This window comes from Psychrobacter sp. SWN149 (assembly GCF_015864565.1).
Classification (GTDB): domain Bacteria; phylum Pseudomonadota; class Gammaproteobacteria; order Pseudomonadales; family Moraxellaceae; genus Psychrobacter.
Map to the genome: position 1 here is coordinate 224999 of NZ_JADYWX010000004.1, position 20998 is coordinate 245996.

Annotated in this window: 17 protein-coding genes; 13 read left to right on the plus strand and 4 right to left on the minus strand. The window is 45.2% G+C overall.

All coding sequences use genetic code 11. The annotated features are described in order from the left end of the window. Nucleotides 1-92: 92 nt before the first annotated feature. The 8 genes from prpC (at nucleotide 93) to I6E86_RS08275 (ending at nucleotide 10609) form a co-directional block, all read left to right on the plus strand. Nucleotides 93-1220 carry a 2-methylcitrate synthase gene (gene prpC, locus I6E86_RS08240; RefSeq protein ID WP_197176896.1) on the plus strand — a complete coding sequence of 376 codons (1128 nt, stop codon included), beginning with the start codon at nucleotides 93-95 and terminating at the stop codon, nucleotides 1218-1220. Nucleotides 1221-1511: 291 nt separating this feature from the next. Next, the gene (gene acnD, locus I6E86_RS08245; RefSeq protein ID WP_197177177.1) at nucleotides 1512-4145 is read left to right on the plus strand and encodes a Fe/S-dependent 2-methylisocitrate dehydratase AcnD; all 2634 of its coding nucleotides are present in this window, start codon (nucleotides 1512-1514) and stop codon (nucleotides 4143-4145) included. A 259-nt stretch (nucleotides 4146-4404) separates the two neighbouring features. After that, nucleotides 4405-4692, plus strand: a complete 288-nt coding sequence (locus I6E86_RS08250; RefSeq protein WP_197176897.1) for a type II toxin-antitoxin system Phd/YefM family antitoxin — start codon at nucleotides 4405-4407, stop codon at nucleotides 4690-4692. A gap of 35 nt (nucleotides 4693-4727) precedes the next feature. Next, a complete protein-coding gene (locus I6E86_RS08255) occupies nucleotides 4728-4988 on the plus strand; it encodes a Txe/YoeB family addiction module toxin (RefSeq protein ID WP_037025847.1) in 261 nt (86 codons plus the stop codon). Between the two features lie 80 nt (nucleotides 4989-5068). Then, complete coding sequence (prpF, locus tag I6E86_RS08260; RefSeq protein WP_197176898.1) at nucleotides 5069-6322, plus strand: 2-methylaconitate cis-trans isomerase PrpF; 1254 nt, start codon at nucleotides 5069-5071, stop codon at nucleotides 6320-6322. Between the two features lie 38 nt (nucleotides 6323-6360). Further along, nucleotides 6361-8214 carry an ABC transporter ATP-binding protein gene (locus tag I6E86_RS08265; RefSeq protein ID WP_227680598.1) on the plus strand — a complete coding sequence of 618 codons (1854 nt, stop codon included), beginning with the start codon at nucleotides 6361-6363 and terminating at the stop codon, nucleotides 8212-8214. Between the two features lie 71 nt (nucleotides 8215-8285). Then, complete coding sequence (locus I6E86_RS08270; RefSeq protein ID WP_197176899.1) at nucleotides 8286-8912, plus strand: GNAT family N-acetyltransferase; 627 nt, start codon at nucleotides 8286-8288, stop codon at nucleotides 8910-8912. A 143-nt stretch (nucleotides 8913-9055) separates the two neighbouring features. Continuing rightward, complete coding sequence (locus I6E86_RS08275) at nucleotides 9056-10609, plus strand: bifunctional 2-methylcitrate dehydratase/aconitate hydratase (protein ID WP_197176908.1); 1554 nt, start codon at nucleotides 9056-9058, stop codon at nucleotides 10607-10609. A 38-nt stretch (nucleotides 10610-10647) separates the two neighbouring features. Here the strand turns inward: I6E86_RS08275 and I6E86_RS08280 are convergent, their stop codons facing one another. Continuing rightward, entirely contained in the window at nucleotides 10648-11427 is a 780-nt protein-coding gene (locus tag I6E86_RS08280; RefSeq protein WP_265090680.1) for an SDR family oxidoreductase, read from the minus strand. 206 nt (nucleotides 11428-11633) lie between these two features. On the opposite strand from I6E86_RS08280, the gene I6E86_RS08285 reads away from it, so the two are divergent. The 3 genes from I6E86_RS08285 (at nucleotide 11634) to I6E86_RS08295 (ending at nucleotide 16074) form a co-directional block, all read left to right on the plus strand. Further along, on the plus strand, nucleotides 11634-13034 hold the full coding sequence (locus I6E86_RS08285) for a DUF2868 domain-containing protein (RefSeq protein ID WP_197176910.1): 1401 nt from the start codon (nucleotides 11634-11636) through the stop codon (nucleotides 13032-13034). Between the two features lie 145 nt (nucleotides 13035-13179). Beyond that, entirely contained in the window at nucleotides 13180-14151 is a 972-nt protein-coding gene (locus tag I6E86_RS08290; protein ID WP_197176912.1) for a sterol desaturase family protein, read from the plus strand. A gap of 240 nt (nucleotides 14152-14391) precedes the next feature. Beyond that, nucleotides 14392-16074, plus strand: coding sequence for a DUF3482 domain-containing protein (locus I6E86_RS08295; RefSeq protein ID WP_197176913.1), 1683 nt, complete (start codon nucleotides 14392-14394; stop codon nucleotides 16072-16074). A 25-nt stretch (nucleotides 16075-16099) separates the two neighbouring features. On the opposite strand, the gene I6E86_RS08300 is transcribed toward I6E86_RS08295, so the two are convergent. The 3 genes from I6E86_RS08300 to I6E86_RS08310 form a co-directional block, all read right to left on the minus strand. Next, on the minus strand, nucleotides 16100-17125 hold the full coding sequence (locus I6E86_RS08300; RefSeq protein WP_197176915.1) for an ArsA family ATPase: 1026 nt from the start codon (nucleotides 17123-17125) through the stop codon (nucleotides 16100-16102). Nucleotides 17126-17190: 65 nt separating this feature from the next. After that, complete coding sequence (locus I6E86_RS08305) at nucleotides 17191-17484, minus strand: cory-CC-star protein (RefSeq protein ID WP_194364452.1); 294 nt, start codon at nucleotides 17482-17484, stop codon at nucleotides 17191-17193. Between the two features lie 116 nt (nucleotides 17485-17600). Then, the gene (locus I6E86_RS08310; protein WP_194364453.1) at nucleotides 17601-19292 is read right to left on the minus strand and encodes a carbon starvation protein A; all 1692 of its coding nucleotides are present in this window, start codon (nucleotides 19290-19292) and stop codon (nucleotides 17601-17603) included. 319 nt (nucleotides 19293-19611) lie between these two features. Here I6E86_RS08310 and I6E86_RS08315 point away from each other — a divergent pair, with 319 nt between their 5' ends. Both I6E86_RS08315 and I6E86_RS08320 read left to right on the plus strand, forming a co-directional pair. After that, complete coding sequence (locus I6E86_RS08315; protein WP_197176917.1) at nucleotides 19612-20280, plus strand: hypothetical protein; 669 nt, start codon at nucleotides 19612-19614, stop codon at nucleotides 20278-20280. A 102-nt stretch (nucleotides 20281-20382) separates the two neighbouring features. Next, nucleotides 20383-20946, plus strand: a complete 564-nt coding sequence (locus tag I6E86_RS08320; protein WP_194364455.1) for a hypoxanthine-guanine phosphoribosyltransferase — start codon at nucleotides 20383-20385, stop codon at nucleotides 20944-20946. Nucleotides 20947-20998: the final 52 nt, after the last annotated feature.

A 20998-nucleotide genomic window follows, 5' to 3' on the forward strand; every position in this document is an offset into this window, starting at 1 on the left:
CAACTGGCGCTACAGTCAGTCATTAACTGATAAATTTATTATTAGAAACACCGTTTTCACCCAAAAAAGCTACCCACAAAAGGAATGTAAGCATGGCAGCACAAAAAGAACTTTCAGGCGCAGGTCTACGCGGTCAAGTCGCTGGTAAAACCTCTCTATCTACCGTTGGCAAATCAGGCTCTGGTCTGACCTATCGCGGTTATGATGTATCAGAACTGGCAGATAAGTGTATTTTTGAAGAAGTAGCGTATTTGCTGCTATACGGCAACTTGCCTACTCAAAGCGAGCTTGATGCTTATCAAGCTAAGCTCAAAAGCCTTCGCGGCCTACCACAAGCACTAAAAGACGTGCTTGAGCGTATCCCTGCCAGCGCCCATCCGATGGATGTATTGCGTACAGGTTGCTCTATGCTCGGTAACCTTGAGACTGAAATGAGTTTTGATGAAGAGAATGATCAAACCGACCGTATGTTGGCCACATTCCCATCGATCATCAACTACTGGTACCGCTTTACCCACGACAATGTGCGTATCGAGACCGATACAGATGATGCAACCATTGGCGGTCACTTCTTGCATCTACTTAAAGGCGAAAAACCAAACGAGCTACATGAAAAAGTGATGAACGTCTCGCTTATCTTGTACGCGGAGCATGAGTTTAATGCTTCGACCTTTACTGCTCGCGTGTGTGCGTCTACTTTGTCTGATATTCATTCTTGTATCACTGGCGCAATCGGTTCACTACGCGGTCCATTGCATGGCGGAGCGAATGAAGCGGCGATGGATATGATTGAAGGCTTTAGCTCACCTGATGAAGCCGAAGAAAAAATGATGGGCATGCTAGCACGTAAAGACAAAATCATGGGCTTTGGTCATGCCATCTATAGCGAGTCAGATCCGCGTAACGTCGTGATTAAAGGTTGGGCTGAGAAGCTAGCTGCGGACGTTGGTGATGAAGTGCTATATCCAGTATCGGTACGCTGTGAAGAGGTTATGTGGCGCGAGAAAAAGCTGTTCTGTAATGCTGACTTTTTCCATGCTTCTGCCTATCATTTCATGGGTATCCCAACCAAATTGTTCACCCCTATCTTTGTCTGTTCACGCTTGACAGGTTGGGCCGCTCACGTGTTTGAGCAACGTGCTAACAACCGTATCATTCGCCCAAGTGCGGAATATACAGGCGAAGATCTGCGTCCAGTACCAGATATGAGTGCGCGTTAAGTTGATTTTTTTTAAGTAGCTATTGTTACGTACTTACTATCAGCTAGCATTGCCGTTAGCTGATACAGCTATGATGATTGAGCCTTGTTATTTTTTTAGGCTTAATCGTCATACGCTTATTACCATTTATATAAACCATGCCTTTTCAATATCGCTTCTTTAGCAAAGCCTATAATAACAAACGATGATTTTGCTAAAGGAATGACTTTTTACCCAATATCAACGCTTAACTACTTATTAAAATTAGCCAACAGCCAAAGGTGACTTATGGACAACGCCCTAGTACAACCAATGAACGAACAATTCAAGAAGCCACTTCCCGGTACTGATCTTTATTACTTTGACACCCGCGAAGCCGTCGAGAGTATCGAAGCAGGCGCTTATGACAAGCTACCATTCTGCTCAAAAGTATTGTGTGAAAACCTAGTACGCCGTTGCCCACCAGAAGAGTTGACCGATGCGCTAAAGCAGCATATCGAAGGCAAGCAAGATCTAGATTTTCCTTGGTACCCTGCCCGTGTGGTTTGTCATGATATTTTGGGTCAAACGGCCTTTGTTGATTTGGCAGGCTTGCGTGATGCCATCGCTGAGCAAGGCGGCGACCCGTCTAAGGTAAACCCTATCGTGCCAACTCAGCTCATCGTTGACCATTCATTGGCCGTTGAGCACGCAGGCTTTGAAGAAAACGCTTTTGAGAAAAACCGCGCGATTGAAGAACGCCGTAACGATGACCGTTTTCACTTTATCAACTGGTGTCAGTACGCTTTTGACAATGTCAATGTCGTGCCACCGGGCAATGGCATCATGCATCAGATTAACCTAGAAAAAATGTCACCTGTCGTACAGGTCGTGCACAATAAAGCCGGTGAAGAAGTCGCGTTTGCTGACACTTTAGTTGGTACTGATAGCCACACGCCGATGGTCGATGCACTAGGTGTGATCTCAATCGGTGTTGGCGGTCTAGAAGCCGAAAGCGTCATGCTAGGTAACCCATCATACATGCGCCTGCCTGATTATGTGGGTGTTAAGTTAACAGGAAAATTGCAAAAAGGCATCACTGGTACGGATCTCGTACTCGCGATGACTGAGTTTTTACGTGATGCAGGTGTGGTCTCTACCTATATCGAATTCTTTGGTGAAGGCGCACGTCAGTTAAGTGTTGGTGACCGCGCCTCTATCTCCAATATGACGCCTGAATATGGCGCAACTGCCGCGATGTTCTATATCGATGAGCAAACCATTGACTATCTACGTTTGACTGGTCGTTCTGAGCCTCAGATCAAATTGGTTGAGCAGTATGCTAAACAAACAGGTCTTTGGGCTGACGGTATGGAAAAAGCCGAGTACGCCCGCGTACTTGAGTTTGATCTATCAGCAGTCGTACGTAACATGGCAGGCCCTTCGCGTCCTCATGCGCGTGTATCGACCACTGACTTGGTTGCCAAAGGTATCGCCCACGCTCCTGATCAAAAACTACCTGAACCAAAAGACGGTTTGATGCCAGATGGCGCGGTCATTATCGCTGCTATTACCAGTTGTACCAATACCTCAAACCCTCGCAACATGGTTGCCGCAGGCCTCGTTGCCCGTAACGCCAATGCCAAGGGCTTGTTACGTAAGCCTTGGGTGAAATCTTCACTAGCACCCGGCTCAAAAACGGTCAAAATGTACTTAGAAGAAGCAGGGCTGATGCCTGAGCTACAAGAGATTGGCTTTGACGTGGTTGGTTTTGCCTGTACGACGTGTAATGGTATGAGTGGTGCACTAGACCCTGATATCGAAAAAGAAATCATTGATAACGACTTATTTACCACGGCTGTGCTGTCTGGTAACCGTAACTTTGATGGTCGTATCCATCCATATGCCAAGCAAGCATTTTTGGCATCACCGCCGCTTGTTATTGCGTATGCCATCGCCGGTAATATTCGCTTTGATATCGAAAAAGATTCATTGGGTAAAGACCAAAACGGCAATGATGTTTATCTAAAAGACATCTGGTTTGACGATGAAGAGGTTGATGCTATCGTCGCTGCTGCCGTGAAGCCTGAGCAATTCAATGCTGTATATATCCCAATGTTTGATGAAGCCAAGAAAGACACGGGTAAGGCGTTAAGTCCACTATATGACTGGCGTGAAATGACGACCTATATTCGCCGCCCACCGTATTGGGAAGGTAAAATGGCAGCGATGAACAAACTAAAAGGTATGCGTCCGTTGGCCGTGTTGGGTGATAACATCACCACCGACCATATGTCGCCATCGAATGCAATTTTGGGTGCATCGGCAGCTGGCGAGTACCTTGATACTATGGGCTTGCCTGCTGAAGACTATAACTCATACGCGACCCATCGCGGCGACCATTTAACCGCGCAACGTGCCACTTTTGCCAATCCTAAGCTATTGAACGAAATGGTACGCGATGAAGATGGCGAAGTTGTCCAAGGCTCACTGGCGCGCGTCGAGCCAGAAGGTCAAGTCATGCGGATGTGGGAAGCGATTGAAACCTACATGAACCGTGAACAGCCGCTCATCATCATCGCAGGTGATGGCTATGGTCAAGGCTCGAGCCGTGACTGGGCTGCCAAAGGTGTGCGTCTCGCTGGTGTAGAAGCTGTCGTTGCTGAAGACTTTGAACGTATTCATCGTCAAAACTTAGTCGGTATGGGTGCCCTACCTCTACAGTTCGAAGAAGGCGCTACTCGCCATACATTAAATATCGATGGTACGGAGACCTTTGATGTAATGGGCGAAGTCTCTGCTGGCGGGTTAATGACGTTGGTAATCCATCGTGCTGATGGCACCACTACTGAGACGCCAATCATCTGCCGTTTAGATACTGCTGACGAAGTAAAAATGTACAACGCTGGCGGTATGCTACAACGCTTTGCTAAAGAGTTTATCGAAGGTACGCTCGATATTGTCTAAGGCTATCCTGTAGTTTTTAGTGTGATAAGTAGCAAAGTATAAAAGTCGCCGATGTTGTATAACCTGTTTATATGACATCGGCTTTTATTTGCTAATGTTAAAGCCTTAGTTCAAAAAATGGTTTGCACGCTACACACTGAGCTTTCTTACTTATATCTTAATGTTGAAAAATAGCTAAATGTTGAGTTTGCTTCACCAATAGCGTAATATGTACGATATATTGTACAAGTTATGAAGTATGTCGTGAGAGGAGTAAGCCATGAGAGTCGTTAGTTTTTCAGAAGCCAGAAAGCACCTAAAGTCCGTTCTAGATACGGTAAACGATGATGCCAACGCCACTATCGTGACCCGCCGTGACGCTGATGATGCGGTCGTTATGTCGCTTGATTATTACAATAGCCTGATGGAAACCGTCTATCTATTAAAATCTCCTGCCAATGCGGCGCACTTAGCGGACTCTATTGCCCAGTATAAAGCTGGCAAAACGGTTAAGCGTGAGCTAATTGATACAGCAGAAGATAATAATATCAACGTTGAGAACGCTTGAACTCAAAGGCTTTAATGAATCCAAAGGGTCTAACAATGAGTGAGCAACTAGCATGGACAGATGCTGCGTGGAAAGACTATCTGTACTGGCAAACCCAAGATAAGAAGACACTCAAACGTATTAACAAACTCATCACCGAATGTAAGCGTAATCCGTTTGAAGGCATTGGCAAGCCTGAACCCCTAAAAGAAAACCTATCTGGATTTTGGTCAAGACGCATCGATGATGCCAATCGGTTGGTATATGCTGTCGATGATAATTATCTGACGATTATCTCTTGTCGCTATCATTATTAACGAGCGTTTTTAATCGTACATGTTTACTTTCTGATGGCACCATACCCAATCTTATAACAATATAAAAAGGACTTAATACAGTGGCCCAAACTAATTCTCAATCAAAACACTCTTTTGCCCCGCAACTATCCGTTCCTGCTACCTATATGCGCGGTGGTACCTCAAAGGGGACATTCTTTAAATTGTCTGACTTACCTGAGCGTTGCCAAGTCGCTGGCAAGTCACGTGATAACTTCCTATTACGTGTCATCGGTAGCCCAGATCCTTACGGCAAACAGATTGATGGTTTGGGCAATGGTAGCTCTAGTACCTCAAAAACGGTTATTTTATCGGCCTCTGACAGACCAGACCATGATGTGAATTACCTGTTCGGACAAGTCAATATCGCAAAACCTATGATTGATTGGGCGGGTAACTGTGGCAACTTAACTGCAGCCGTCGGTGCCTGTGCCATTAATATGAATTTGGTCGATACTGACAAGATTTCTAACAGCATCGATGAAGGTGCTGAAAGCGGTATTTGTGAAGTACGCATTTGGCAAGAAAATATCGGTAAAACGATTATTGCCCATGTGCCTGTCTATAAAGATGCAAATGATAAAGTACAAGTTCAAGAGACGGGTGACTTTGAATTAGATGGTGTAACCTTCCCTGCTGCTGAAGTTAAAATTGAGTTTATCGATCCTGTAGATGCCACCAGCGATATGTTCCCTACTGGCAACTTGGTCGATGACTTCGATGTAACGGACTGCGGTTTAAATGTCGATAGCGTCAAAGCCACTTTTATCAGTGCAGGTATCCCGACCATCTTTCTGAAAGCAGAAGATTTAGGCTTTACTGGTACTGAATTACAAGGCGACATCAATAGCGATGGTAAGCTACTTGCCAAGCTTGAAAAAATCCGTGCCACAGGCGGCGTTGCGATGGGATTATTCAAAGACGTGAGCGAGGCGCAGACCAGCCAACATATTCCTAAAATCGCTTGGGTGGGTGCAGCACAGAGCTATACGGCCTCTAGTGGTAAATCGGTCGGTGCTGGCGAGATTGATTTGGTCGTACGTGCCATGAGCATGGGGCAATTGCATCATGCCATGATGGGTACAGCAGCAGTCGCTATTGCCGCCGCAGCAACCACACAAGGCACACTCGTCAATCAAGCAGCAGGTGCTGGCGAGCTGACAGAGGTGCGTTTTGGTCACCCATCAGGGACATTGCTCGTCGGTGGAAAAACTGAACTGGTCGATGGGCGCTGGCAAGCCAAAAAAGTGTCGATGAGTCGCTCAGCAAGGCGTATCATGGTGGGTGAAGTTTTTGTGCCAGCGGATGCGTTTTAAGCGTAGTCATGGCGTATTTTAATTTGCGATAGAGTTTTATGCCAACATCTTCCCAACCCCGCCGTGTGCAGTTAGACAAAAAACCTCCCGTCGAGAAAAAAGAACGACGGGCGCTGCTGTGGGATATTCTAAAAAAACTGGCGGTATTTGCTAAACCTTACCGCGTACTTATCATTGCTACCTTAGTGCTGACCGCCCTAGGCTCCTTTACCGCGCAGGTCAATGCGTTTGTGCTACGTTATACCGTCGATACCTTGACCGAAATTGCCACGCTTGCTGATCCATGGCAGGCAGGTCTGCGCATGCTAGGGATTATTAGTGCGGTCCTCCTGACCAAAGAGATCCTGTCGATATTCATCTCTTTTGGTCAGCGTTTTTTTGGTGAAAAGATTCGTATCAACTTGTCGCGCGATTTATCCCAAAAAATAATTGAGCGCATCCTTACTTATCGCATGGCATTTTATACCAGTAGTGAGAACGACAGTGGTAAATTGCAAACCCGTATTGATTATGGAGTCAGCAGTTTAACCAGCCTGGTGCAGAACTTCTTTATCGATATGCTACCGCTATTTGCCAACGCAATTGTGGCGCTTATTATCATGTTTTCGACCAATTTTTGGGTTGGCATGGTCGGTCTTATTATCATACCCATTTACTTTGTTATTAGCCAAAAGCAAGCACGGCGTCTGCAAGGTTTTCGTCGGCAGATGCGGGGGTTTCGAGAAGCCAAAAGCGGTCTCGTTATCTCACTAATTAACTCGATCAGCGTGGTGAAATCCTTCGTCCGTGAGTCCATCGAGGCTGAGAAGCACTTAGCCATTCAAAAAGAGATGACCGACAACCAGCTGCGAATTCGCAGTATTGGCTTTATTTATGATGCCATCAAAACCTTTATCGAGCAGATTGGTGTGGTGGTTATCATTCTTCTCACCGCTTATTTTGTGCTAAAAGGCGAGATGACCATTGGTATGATCTTGTTTCATGTCATGCTATTTCAAAACGTCGCCGCCCCTATCCGTCAATTGCACCGCATCTATGATCAAATCAATAATGCATTGACCTATGCCGAAGGTTTTTTTGATATTTTAGAAGATGACAAGCAAGTCGAAAACATCGATGGCATCAGTAGCGAAAACCTCAAAGGCCATATCGAGCTTAAAAACGTTGATTTTACCTATCCCAATGGTACACAAGCGCTAAAGAATGTCAGCTTTACTATCAAGCCCAACCGTATCACTGCATTGGTTGGTCTCTCTGGTGCTGGCAAAAGCACGATCATTAATCTATTGGTTAAATTCTATGCGCCAGACGCTGGCACGATCTGCCTAGATGGACATGATTTGGCTGACTGTGATACCCACGAGTTGCGTCAGCGCATCGGGTTGGTACTACAGAGCAATCATATTTTTTCGGGTACGATTAGTGAAAACATCCGTTATGGTGATATGAATGCCAGCGAAGATGACATCATCGTGGCTGCAAAAAAATCCTCTATCCACGAGCAAGTCATGTCTCTACCAGATGGCTATGAGAGCACTGCTAAGTCCTTATCAGGTGGTCAACAGCAGCGTATCGCGCTGGCAAGGATGTTTCTAAAAGACCCGCCCATTGTATTTTTGGACGAGCCGACAGCCAGTCTAGACGCCATCGCCAGTCAGCAGGTTAAAAAAAGCCTAGATCTGATTAAAAAAGACCGTACCGTCATTATGGTCTCGCACAATATTGCCCAAATCATTGATGCGGATGATCTCGTGGTGATAGAAAATGGCGAAGTCGTCGAGACAGGTACCCACGAGGTACTTTATGCCCAGCGCGGCAAATATTTTGAGATCTTTAGCGCCATGTCTGATAGCCTAAACTTAGACAAAATCAGCCAAACCCTAAACGGTTAGGAATGGTTAATGTGTGCCTAAATCGTTATAATGCCCCTATTTTACCGCCTATCGCCAGAAGCTAGACTATTATGAATTGTGAATTTTCTCTAAAAACCTTTGACGAGCTGACCTCAGTTGATCTTTACCATATCCTAAAAGCACGCTCGCAAGTGTTCGTCGTCGAACAAAACTGTGCGTATCAAGATATGGATGAAGTGGATTTCGATTGCTTGCACCTGATCGCTCATCAAAATGCAGCGTTGGTGGGTTACTGTCGTATCGTCCCGCCTGAATTTAATAAGCTAAAATCCAATCTATCGGTTGCTGACCCCACGATTAAAACCAACCATACTACTATGCCTGCCATCGGTAGAGTGCTGGTATTGTCAGAGCACAGAGGTGATGGCCTAGCACGGCAGATGATGACTCAGGCCATTGCACACTGCCGAAAAAACTATGGTAAGAAGCGACCGATTATTATCTCCGCACAGGCTTACTTACTTAGCTTCTATGAATCTTTGGGTTTTGTACCTGAAGGAGAACATTATCTCGAGGACAATATCGAACATGTGAAGATGGTGCTATACGTTGCTAAGAAAAACAAAATCAAAAAAGAGAGCACGGATACTGCGTCAACCACAACTAAAGTTTTAAGCTCTTTACTCTTTATCTTGGCAGCAATGTTTATTCTAGGCTTGCTATATTTAATGATCTAGACAGCTTGTAAGGTTTTAATTCTTAACATAATTCAAATTGGTTGTTCCATATTGAGTATGCTACTTTTAAATGATGATTCCTTTAAAAGGATGGCTGAGATAATCAGTCAAGGAAGTAGCACACTCAGGATGAGGAACCAACCATGTCAAATAATCACTTAGATAACTCTTCAAATACAGCCAATTCAAATAAAAATGATGCGACGGTAGAGAGCAACGTCCGTCCAGAATACGACGATGAAATTCAAAAAATTGCCGATTACGTTCTCAATTATTCAATAGACGAGCAGTCTCCAAACCCTACTGATGCGTGGAATACCGCGCGCCACTGTCTAATGGACACGCTTGGCTGTGGCTTACTTGCGCTGCGCTTCCCTGAGTGCACCAAGCACTTGGGGCCTGACTGCCCCGATCAAATAACGCCGCATGGCGCTCGTGTCCCTGGCACCTCCTATAGGCTAGACCCCATCAAAGCTGCTTTTGACATTGGCTGTATGGTGCGCTGGCTTGACTATAACGATACGTGGCTTGCTGCTGAATGGGGCCATCCTTCTGATAATTTGGGTGGTATCTTGGCGGTCGCGGACTATATCAGTCAGAAAAATATCAGCCAAGGACAAGCACCACTGACCATGAGAGCAGTGCTTGAAGCCATGATCATGGCGCATGAGATTCAAGGTGTACTGGCACTCGAAAACTCATTCAACCGTGTGGGTCTTGATCATGTGTTTTTGGTCAAGTTGGCGTCAACCGCCGTCGTTGCAAAGCTTTATCAGCTACCACGTGAGCGCATCATGGCGGCGATCTCACAAGCCATCGTTGATGGTCAGGCACTGCGCACCTATCGTCATGCACCCAATGCTGGCAGCCGAAAATCATGGGCAGCAGGTGATGCGACCAGTCGTGCGGTACGTCTGGTAGATATAACGGCGCGTGGTGAAATGGGTATCCCTGGCGCATTAACCGCACCGCAGTGGGGATTCTATGATGTGCTATTCAGCCATACTAATAAGGATCTAGCGACCAAGCCTGAAGGCGATCGTCGTTTTAAATTCCAGCGGGATTTTGGTAGTTACGTGATGGAAAATATCTTATTTAAAATAAGCTTTCCTGCTGAATTTCACGCGCAGACTGCTTGTGAAGCCGCGGTGATTCTACACCCACACATCGAAGACAGAATCGACGATATCGAGAGAATTGTCCTAACCACACATGACTCAGCGATTCGCATCATCTCAAAAGAAGGCGCGCTTGCCAATCCAGCTGATCGTGACCACTGCTTGCAGTATATGGTGGCTGTCCCACTGTTAACAGGGGATCTGATGGCAGAGAACTATGAAGACGACTATCACGAGCAGCATTTGTCAATCGATGAGCTGCGCAGCAAGATGGTGGTAGAAGAAAACGCGCAGTATTCAAAAGATTATCATGACCCAAGTAAGCGTTCTATCGCTAATGCCATTCAAGTATTTTTTAACAATGGCAGCAGTACAGAAAAAGTGGCTGTTGAATATCCTATCGGCCACAAACGCCGCCGCGCTGAGGGCATCCCTGTACTGGAAGCCAAGTTCCGCGCCAGTCTGGCCACTCGTTTTATCGAAAGTCGCTGTCAGCAGATCATTGAGTTATGCGACGATCAAGAAAGACTGGAGCAGACGCCTGTGAATGAGTTTATGTCACTGTTTGAAGCGTATTAGATTGATGGCTTACTAGTACGCTAGCGTCAGTTTAACGACTACCAAGGTATTGACTCTCCAGCCCAATCGACAAAACTGCCTGACTGGGTAGCAGTCATACCTGAAAGCACTTCCAATAAGCACTCCGCGCTATACGCTGGCGAGAATAGATGTCCCTCAGCGACATTGCCTTGAAACGGTGCAGACAACTGAGTATTCACGGTGCCTGGTTGCATAACGACCACGCATACATCTTTAAGTGATCTGCTCCATTCGATACTTAAGTTTTTCATCCCCATATTAAGAGCCGCCTTACTCATTCTATAGCTATACCAGCCGCCTAGTTGATTGTCAGTGATGCTACCGACGCGGGCTGATACGGTCGCAAAAATAGCAGGTTGATTGGCGCTGCGATTAGCTTTGGCGAGCAACGGTTTGATGTGTTTGGCTATCAGCAAACTGGCTAACGCATTGATTTGCATGTTTTGTAAAAAGAACTCCGTTTCCATCTGTCGCAAGGCCTTTTCTGGCTGCGCGGTCTCTGTATGTAGTAACCCCACGCAGTTGATTACCCAATCCACATGACCGACCGTCTGTTTGATGGTATCGGCAGCTTTTTTAATACTATCCTCATCACTGACATTCATTGGTAGCCAGTGTAGGTTTTCTGCTTCAATGTTTGGCTCATTACGGTGATAAGTAGCAAATACTTGTGTGCTATGACTTTGATCGGATTGCCTATCCGCTGTCTGTTGTACCAGCTGCTGCACCATAGCCTGACCAATACCACCTGTTCCACCGATGATAAGATACGTTTTATTATTCATTTCGTTATTCATATGGCACCTTCCTTTTTTTGATACGCTTTTGGACACGATTTGGTTTTATGTATTCATTTTGGCTGATTTTATGAGGGTTTACTATGAGAGAAATAATACAAGTCATCCTCATTCTATATACGCTACAATAATCTATAACGATTAAAACGCCTGTTTTTGGATTGCTATTTCTTATATTGACGCCTTCATACGGATATTATCGCATTATGCTATCACCCCAAGATCAATTGACCGAGCTGGTACGAGCCTTAGAGACCGATCAGCACGTCTTTGCCACTGACCCTTTATTAATCACGGAAAAGCTACAGGGCGAGGATGGCACGCCTATACGAAAACTGCATCGACGGGCGTCACGTATAGACAGCAACGGGGCGCTTGCACGTGTACTGGATAAGATTGACGGCCGTATAAAGGGCATCATGATCGTTATGAGCGTGATGTGGTGTATATCAGGGTTTTTGGGGTTATTCACGCTATTGCAGTCTAATGTTGTGAACTTCTTTTATGTGTTGGTCTGTCTACTTGGTTTTCATACCATTATGCTTGGTGGCTGGCTTGTCCTGACCCTTGTCAATCGAGATCAGCAATCGCCCAGTTGGTTTGCGAGTTTTGTCAGTCCAAGTTATCTCATACGCGGTAAGGACGATGTGACTAAGGCAGCCGTCGAGCTGTATGAGCGGCAGTTGCAGCACAGCGGTATGCGTTGGTATTTGGGGCGGTTTAGCCATCAGTTGTGGCTCGCAACATTGACCGGTATGCTGCTTGCGATTATATTTTTGTTGGTTGTACGTCAGTATAGTTTTAGCTGGGAGTCAACTTTACTCTCTGATCAAGCGCTTGTGAGCTTGACTCAAGTATTAGGCTGGTTACCTAATATGGTGGGATTTGGTGTGCCAGACAGTACAGCGATTGCACAGAGCAGGCTTGTCACCGAAGCCATGCCGCTGTCTGTTGCACGGCAATGGGCAGGGTTACTAGTTGGTAGCTTGCTGATGTACGGGATTGTACCGCGAGCGATAGCATGGGCGTTCTGTGCATTGATGTTCCGCCGCAAAAAGATGCGTTTGGATATCAAACAGCCCTATTATCAAAAAATTCTAAACTTCTGGCAGCGGCACGTGGTGGATGCTGATGACTTTACTGAGGCGCCAGCCCCTATTGCCCCAAAGGCGACGGTCAGTGCGGGCAAGAAGTTAGTTGCTCTACTTGAATACCCTTCAGATCAGGACAAATGGTGGCAGTCAGGGCTTGATGGCAGTCACCATGGTTTTGAACAATCAAGTGAGATTGAGAATTTTGGTATCGTTGATGACCGTGATGATATGGCACGGCTCAAAAATTACTTAGATGCGCATCCTGTGCAAGTCTTGCTTGGCATTCATAGTAATGCATTACCCGACCGCGGTACGCTACGCAAACTCGATCAAATCGCTGCTCACGCCAAAGATGGGCTTATCGTACAACTGCTGGGTGATAACAGCGTTTCTATGGGATTGACTGACGCACGTACCGATGATGAGCCATTAGACAAACAAGCGGTTCGTTATCAGCAGTGGCAAACGGCGCTCTCTGCACGAAAAATTGGCTTGGTTGATATAGATACTTAACACATTTTAATTTTTAATCTGTTACTCATATCTTAACTTATCATTATGACTAGCATGATATACAATAAATAAATATTATAGGTCTTAATAGCTGTGACGTCATATCAAGATGACAAGGATGTTTTATAGTGGCTAGGAGCCCAAGATGGCAGCAGACAATTCTCTTATGACTCTAGGTCAGTATGGTCAACTATTGGATGGTTATAGAGAGGCATTAAACCAAAGTATCTTAACGGCTGCTCCAGAGTCGTGGCAGCCAATGCTGGAGAGCATTCTACCTGCGTATTGGCAGGAGTGGCTACTACCGCTGGCTGGTGGCCCATTTTTCTTATTGTTTTTAGCAGAATGGTTCTATCAGTCCAAGCGTGGCAATGGTAAAAGCTTTAGTTGGCGTCGTGCGATGACCAATTTTAGTTTGGGTGGCTCTTATTTAGCGTTTGAATTGATTGTCCAAGCGCTTATCGTCATACCTATCTGCTTATGGTTATATCAATACCGACTATTCACTATTGAGGTGACATGGCTCACTGCCATCCCTATATTCGTTGCGGTTGAGTTTAGCTATTACTGGTTCCATCGTGCGTCACACCGTATGACTTGGTTTTGGTCAGCGCATGTCGTGCACCATTCAGATGACCATATGAATCTGTCCACCGCCATGCGTCAAAGCCTGCTGTACTCAGTGACGGGCTGGTGGTTATTCTTTGTCCCACTGATGATGTTGGGCGTACATCCGGTGTGGGTATTCTTCTTTTACGCGTTAGATTTGATTTATCAATTCTTTATCCATACCGAAACCGTGGGGAAATTCCCCAAATGGGTTGAGTATGTCTTTGATACCCCATCCAATCATCGCGCCCATCATGGCACCAATAATGAATATATTGACCAAAATTACGGCGGCGTTCTCATTATTTTTGATCGCTGGTTTGGCACTTATGTAGAAGAAAATATCGTCAATAACCCCGTCCAATACGGTGCGGTTGGCGAAACCAGCCATGACAATATTATTAGTCTGATATTTGGGGTCTTTTACCGGATGTGGCAGCGCTTTTTTCGTGCCAAAGGGCTTAAGAAAAAGCTAAAGGTACTGCTGCGTCCACCTAGTGCTGTCTAATATAGTCAATCCCCTATAAATTGGATACGGTGTCAGTCTCGCTTAGCCTACTACTTGTAGTGCTTTCACTCGTCTTCCTTGTATTCAAAGTATATTGAACCGACTAGAGCATGATTATAAATGCGTGGACTACGATTTATGATATGGATTATACGCATTCATAACCGATACCCAGTCAGATTTGTTTTACAATAAATGGCTACTATGTGTTTTTGCCATCAATAAATATAAGACGTTACTATGAATAATGACAATAACAATAATCATGAGAATAATAAGCCTGCAGGTCTCTTTGCAGACAAGGCTTATGAGCCAACCCCTGATGTCTCAAGCACTCCTTCAGACAACACCTCAAAATCTACAGTAGCTCAGTCAATAGCTACTCAGGATAATCAACCTGTATCAACCGATACATCAGCAACGACAGCACCAGCGTCAAGGGTAACAAAGAAAACGATTGCCAGTGGTGAACCGCTCAAATTAGCGGTCGTCGGTCATACTAATACGGGCAAAACCTCTATATTGCGCACGTTATTGCGAGACGTATATTTTGGTGAAGTCAAAAACGAAGTGGCAACCACACGTCACGTCGAGCAGGCTCAATTGACAGATAGCCAAACTGGCGAAGTCTTAGTTGCACTATACGATACACCTGGTCTGGAAGATGCTTCAGGGCTTATGGATTGGCTAGAGGACAATACCGCCAGTCGCCGTGATGGTATTGAACGATTGCAGCAGTTTTTGGCGGCGGATGTCGCTCAAGGTTCAGACAGCTATGAGTTGCCCTATGATTATAGTCAAGAAGCCAAAGTAATTCGTCAGCTGCTGGCAAGCGATATGGCCATATACGTGGTAGATGCTCGTGAGCCTGTATTGGGTAAATATAAGGATGAGCTAGCGATTTTGTCTTGGGCTGCTATCCCAGTGATGCCTGTTTTTAATTTTACAGACAGCCAGAATGCTAATATCGACGACTGGCAGACGATGCTGGCAAGACGCAATCTACATATCTCAACGCGTTTCGATTCGGTTGCTTTTGAGTTTGAGGATGAGATGCGCCTATGGAAAAACTTAGCCACTATGCTCACCCACTCTGAAATGCTTGAGCAGCTGATGCAACGTCGAACGGAAGACTGGGCGCAGCTCTATGATGAGGCCAATATCATCATCGCTGATTTTTTATTAAATGTCGCCGCTTTCGTGCGCGAGATCAATGAAGATGACGACCCACTGCCTGTATTAGAACAAATGCAAGAAGCGGTCAGGCAAAGTGAGCGTGCGATGCAGCACAACTTACTTAACCTCTATAAGTTCTATGATAATGCGGTCTCGGCAACACCGCTTGAGCTACAAGCCTATCAACAAGACCCATTCGACCCTGAACTACTCAAAAGTTACGGCATCCGTACGACGTCTGGTGCCGCTGCTGGTGCGCTGCTCGGATTGGGGATTGATGCGGCAGCACTTGGAACTACATTAGGATTGGGCGCAGCAATAGGTGGTATCGCAGGCGGATTACTATCAAACACCAGCAGTATTGCAGATAGGATTACTGGGGTAAAACGCTTGTATATTGATCCTGCGACGTTAACATTGCTAGCCACGCGAGCATTAGACCTGCTCACTGCCCTACGTCATCGTGGTCATGCTGCCACAGACGCCACTCAGTTATTATATAAAGGCGAAAATAGTAGTCTTAGTCTTGAAACGTCGCTAACTAACGACAGTGACCATGCAGATGAAGACCATAATCCAATTACTGTATGGCCAGCTCATAAATTACCAAGTGAGCTCAAAAAAGCCCGAGGTAAACCGCAATGGTCATCGCTCAGCAGTGGTAAATCCGAACAAGCACAATTACTACGCACAGACATGGCATGGTCACTGTCAGGTAAGTTACAGTCGTATAAACGTGAGTCGTAAATTACTAGCGAACTATCTATGCATCCTATGCACTTAACAACTTACTCAATGCATCAGTACCGCGTACATCCGTCTGTTGCAGATAGATTGGATACAGCGGATACTTGGTAAAACTTTGTTCGATATCCTGCAGCAGATGCTGCTGACGCTCAGCGCGGCGTCGCCAAAACTCATCCGACTGCGTGGGAGCTATCAGCTGATTGATGACGATTGCTGCTGGCGTAAGCTTACTGTCTTCTAACTGCTCGATAGCGCGCTTGGTCTCAGCCAATGGTAAGACGTCAGCAGTCATCACCAACACAATCGCTGTTTGTGTACGGTCATGTAGTAGCAACCCTGCTTGACGAAACAATTGCTTGCGCTTTTCTAATACGGATACAGCTTGCTCCCAACGATCTGATTTTTTTGCGGCAAACGGATTAGCAACATCGTTTTTTAGGCTGTCTGTTTGATCGCCTTTTTGATTATGACTGTCTAAATGCGTCGCCACCGAACGCAGTTTGGCCTGCCTTCGTTGCTGTGCAAGCAGACCATCCGTCCATGCACCCATCATCTCAGGCAGTATGAGCAGTCGCAAGGTATGCCCTGTCGGTGCAGTATCAAAAATAACATGCTCATAGCCAGCCTCTGCCGCCTCGACTAAATGGTGGCACATAGACTCGAGCATCGCGGCTTCTTGAGCGCCAGGTGCCGACTTAGATAGCCTCAGATGCTCACGAATTTTTGGCATCATATCTGGATTGGCGTAGGATTTAATTGTGCGTTCAACTTGGGCAAAATGCTCATCAACGATGACATCGGGATTCAGTTCAATGGCATCCAGATAAGGTGATATCGTGGTTTTTTCGTTCTTTAGACGCGTATTGAGTACATCGCCCAAGCTATGTGCTGGATCAGTTGAAACAATCAAGGTTTTTTGCTGCTGGCTTGCATAGTAGCTCGCTAGTGCAGCAGCAGTGGTGGTTTTCCCCACGCCGCCCTTCCCTCCGATAAATATAATCGGCTGCGTCGCCAGCTGCTCTACCAATCCATGTAAAGGGTGTAATGCCATGTTGTTATCTCATCTTTTGTCTCATTGTGCAATCAATGTTTAGCTTATTTTTATCACTGCTATTATTAGCAGCAACCAACGTGATCAAAGGGGCATCTATCCATGCCCATGCGCGTGTGCCATTCATGGAAGTTTTCTAAAAACAACGGCTGTAGCTCTAGTGTATAAAAGCTGGCTGGGTTATCAATGCCCAAGCTCTCAGCAAACATGAGCAACATAAAAAAATCTTCTTCATCACGGGCAGCACGTGCCATCGTCTGACGGTATGGCGCATGATAAAACTCATTAAGCCCAGCCACAAACCGTTGCCACCATGGTTGGGTATTTTCTAGCTCGTTTGGGGTGCTTTCGTCGTCCATAATGACCTCTTATTTTATCTAATACTTATAGTCCATCATGCCTATCCGATACAAAAAACGCCAGCAATTGCTGCTAGCGTTTTTGATTCTGTGCAATATATGAGCTTCACTAGCGTTTAGGTATCGTCCTTGATGTTGCCGTTACCTCTGTGTAGCGACCATTCTTTGCGTAGCACCGAGAGACTCTCAAATGTCACTAAAATCGTGGCCACCAAGATAATGATGTCCATAATGATAAGTAGCCAATTGCCATCTGTGAAGAAGGTTTTGAGCTGAATCAGTAGTGCAAATACGGTCATAACCAACAAGAATGACAATGGTGCCAAGGTATACCAAACAGGCTTACCTTTACGCAACAGAATAACAGTGACAATCATCAGGGTCAGCGCTGCCATCAACTGGTTGGTTGTACCAAATAGTGGCCAGATAATCATACCACCAGCACCATCGATACCACCGGCACCAAATGCCAATAGCAAACAGCTTCCGACTGCTAGTAACGTTGCGACGACACTTTTACTCAGTACAGGCAATTTATAAATCTCACCAAATTCTTGGAAGATATAACGTTGCAAACGTACGCCAGTATCCATCGTCGTACCAGCGAATAACGCGGCCATTACTGTCAACATCGTTTGTGATAGCACCATATCGATACCTACACCAGCATTCAAGATAGTCGCGCCGCCATCGATGAAAGCACCGATAGAACCGTCACCAAATTTTTGATAAACCGCTTGCCAATCACCAAGCGTAGCAAAACCTGCCGTTGCCGCCAAAATTGCACCGAGTGCGAGCATACCTTCACCCAACGCACCAAAGTAACCAACGAAACGAACGTCTTCTTCTTTATCAATTTGCTTGGATGTCGTACCTGTCGCGACCAAACCATGGAACCCTGAAATCGCGCCACAAGCAATTGTGACAAATAACAGTGGCATCAGTGAAGGCGTGCCGATGGGTAATGCCGTGTTGATTGCTGGGGCGACAATGGTTGGTGTCGCAATAAAAATAGCCGCGTACAGCAGAATCAAACCGACAAATAGCTGCAAACCGTTGATATAGTCGCGTGGTTGCAACAGCATCCAGACAGGCAGTAATGAGGCGACCGCTGCATAAGCAAACAAAATAAGAATCCAGACAGCGTTATCAGGTAAACCCATGATGGTTTCAGGTAACACAATCGGGAACATAGGGCCAAGATAGATAAGTCCGTATAAGGCACCAACACCGATAATTGATACCCAAACCAAGTTCATTTTGTAGCGATAAATACACTGACCAATGATAAAGGCAACAACCAACGCACCCCAAACTGGTAATACCGCAGATGGGGTTTTGATCATCATATTAGCAATAGCAACACCAAATACAGCATTGACCATCAGTAGTAATAAGAAAATAACGACCATCATCAAGCTACGGACACGTGTGCCCATGACGTTACCAGCGATAGAACCAATCGACTGGCCTCTGTTGCGCATACTTGCCCAAATGGCCGACATATCGTGTACACCAGCCATAAAAATAGTGCCAAATACCACCCAAATAATGGCAGGCACCCAGCCCCAAATTACAGCAATAGCAGGACCGATGATCGGTGCAGCGCCAGCGACTGAGGTAAAATGATGACCCCATAATACATATTTGTTGGTGGGCACATAATCCACCCCATCTTTCATTGTATGTGCAGGCGTTGGACGACTGTTGTCCAATGCCAAAATCTTAGTGGCAATAAATTTTGAGTAAAACAAGTAGCCGCAAAACATAGCAGCTACAGCGAATACCAATACAATAGCACTATTCATCTTATCTCTCCCTAGACAAGTAGTCGATAGCCTTATAAGTTCAAGCTTTTTGAATCAAAATATGAAAAATATGCTAAATTAGTGTGCGGTGAGTGACTCATCTCACCTGAGATTAGACAAATCCTATATAGGATAATATCTTAGGAAGATTGTAAATTAATCATCAATCAATAAACCTTTGCACTGTAAAATTAGAGTACGTCACTAATCAGCATATAGTGTGGTGAGCCTTTGTTTAAAATTCTGGTTGAATAGTAACCGATTTGACGACAAATGTAACGTAAGTAAGACCTGAAAAACAACAAATAAAGGAAGTATAATGGCACATTATTTTGGATTCGTACCCTCAGACAAACTAAAAGCACTAATCAGTGAGGCCGAACAGGTCATTGCTTCAGATGAGCAAGTAGATTATTACCCGTATCGTGATGCGCTCACCCATCAGACCGCACGTGACTTGACAGATAATCTATTGGTTGGTTTGGTAGACATTATCCCAAATCCTGAGCGTCAAGCCTCTATGCGAAAAATCGTTGTGACGATTGAACGTGCTACCGATACCCTACTCAATATTTTACTGGGTAAAGAGAACAATGAAGAAGTGATGCCAAGTTTTAATTTTTTGCGAGATCATGCAACCTTTATAGATAATGAAGGCGTAAAACGTGTGGGATTTAAGCTGTCTGAAACAGATGCAAAAATAATCGATGAAGGTTTTGCTGCTATCACTCCAGAACACGTCGATAGAGCCAAATTTAAAACAGCACTCGAAACTATGAACGAGGCGACACTAACTCACTTTGTCAGTCGCTACGCTGAAACACTGAAGCTTGGCATGATTAAGCGAAAATCCGTACCAGTCGCCAAATCAGCCATTGATAAAGGCATGAGTATGGCACTTAATAAGCTGTTGCCCGACCTACCAAACGACTCATTGAACCGCTTGGCCAACTATTACCGTCCGTTTATTATTCAAAAGCCAGAATAACCCTTTAAATCGGATTAATTTTGTCTCAAAAGTCATATGACGTTGGGAAAATTCACGAAAATTTGCTAAAATAAGCGGCACTTTTTACCAAAGGCGCATCCGATGACCCAAATCAGTAACCAAGAAATTGAAAAAACATTACGCAACTCAGAGTGCCTTATTAGCAGTATCGAAGTTGCTGCTGCTTATGAGCGTTTGGCCGCTCAGCTAAACCTACACTATGTTGGGCTTAACCCTATTGTTATGGTCGTCATGAATGGCGGACTGATTCCAGCGGGTCAGCTACTGACACACCTGACGTTCTATCATCGTATGCATTATATCCATGCGTCTCGATATCGTGATAACCAAGGCACCAATGATCTTGATTGGAAATTTAAGCCAGATGTTAATATCGAAGGTGAGCATGTATTGCTAATTGATGATATTTTTGATGAAGGTATTACTCTAAAAGCAGTCGTGGAAGAACTCAGCAAAGAAAAGCCTTTGTCTATCGAAACTTGTGTGTTGCTTAATAAAGAACATGACCGTAAGGTTCAAGGGTTTGATGTGGATTTTGTGGGCATCAACGTGGCAGATCGTTATGTTTATGGTTGTGGTATGGACTTTCATGGTTACCTGCGCCATTTGCCTGGTATCTATGCAATCAAAGAAGACAAAGTTTAACGTTTAGATTTAAGCGCTTAAATCTAAGTCATAAAAAAGCATCCAAATGGGA

Coding starts and splice junctions, on each gene's coding strand:
- I6E86_RS08315 (WP_197176917.1), top strand. CDS start 19,612: ATGGCACATTATTTTGGATTCGTACCCTCAGACAAACTAAAAGCACTA.
- I6E86_RS08265 (WP_227680598.1), top strand. CDS start 6,361: ATGCCAACATCTTCCCAACCCCGCCGTGTGCAGTTAGACAAAAAACCT.
- I6E86_RS08290 (WP_197176912.1), top strand. CDS start 13,180: ATGGCAGCAGACAATTCTCTTATGACTCTAGGTCAGTATGGTCAACTA.
- acnD (WP_197177177.1), top strand. CDS start 1,512: ATGAACGAACAATTCAAGAAGCCACTTCCCGGTACTGATCTTTATTAC.
- I6E86_RS08305 (WP_194364452.1), bottom strand. CDS start 17,484: ATGGACGACGAAAGCACCCCAAACGAGCTAGAAAATACCCAACCATGG.
- I6E86_RS08275 (WP_197176908.1), top strand. CDS start 9,056: ATGTCAAATAATCACTTAGATAACTCTTCAAATACAGCCAATTCAAAT.
- I6E86_RS08320 (WP_194364455.1), top strand. CDS start 20,383: ATGACCCAAATCAGTAACCAAGAAATTGAAAAAACATTACGCAACTCA.
- I6E86_RS08270 (WP_197176899.1), top strand. CDS start 8,286: ATGAATTGTGAATTTTCTCTAAAAACCTTTGACGAGCTGACCTCAGTT.
- I6E86_RS08295 (WP_197176913.1), top strand. CDS start 14,392: ATGAATAATGACAATAACAATAATCATGAGAATAATAAGCCTGCAGGT.
- I6E86_RS08280 (WP_265090680.1), bottom strand. CDS start 11,427: ATGAATAACGAAATGAATAATAAAACGTATCTTATCATCGGTGGAACA.
- I6E86_RS08285 (WP_197176910.1), top strand. CDS start 11,634: ATGCTATCACCCCAAGATCAATTGACCGAGCTGGTACGAGCCTTAGAG.
- prpC (WP_197176896.1), top strand. CDS start 93: ATGGCAGCACAAAAAGAACTTTCAGGCGCAGGTCTACGCGGTCAAGTC.
- I6E86_RS08255 (WP_037025847.1), top strand. CDS start 4,728: ATGAGTGAGCAACTAGCATGGACAGATGCTGCGTGGAAAGACTATCTG.
- I6E86_RS08250 (WP_197176897.1), top strand. CDS start 4,405: ATGAGAGTCGTTAGTTTTTCAGAAGCCAGAAAGCACCTAAAGTCCGTT.
- I6E86_RS08310 (WP_194364453.1), bottom strand. CDS start 19,292: ATGAATAGTGCTATTGTATTGGTATTCGCTGTAGCTGCTATGTTTTGC.
- I6E86_RS08300 (WP_197176915.1), bottom strand. CDS start 17,125: ATGGCATTACACCCTTTACATGGATTGGTAGAGCAGCTGGCGACGCAG.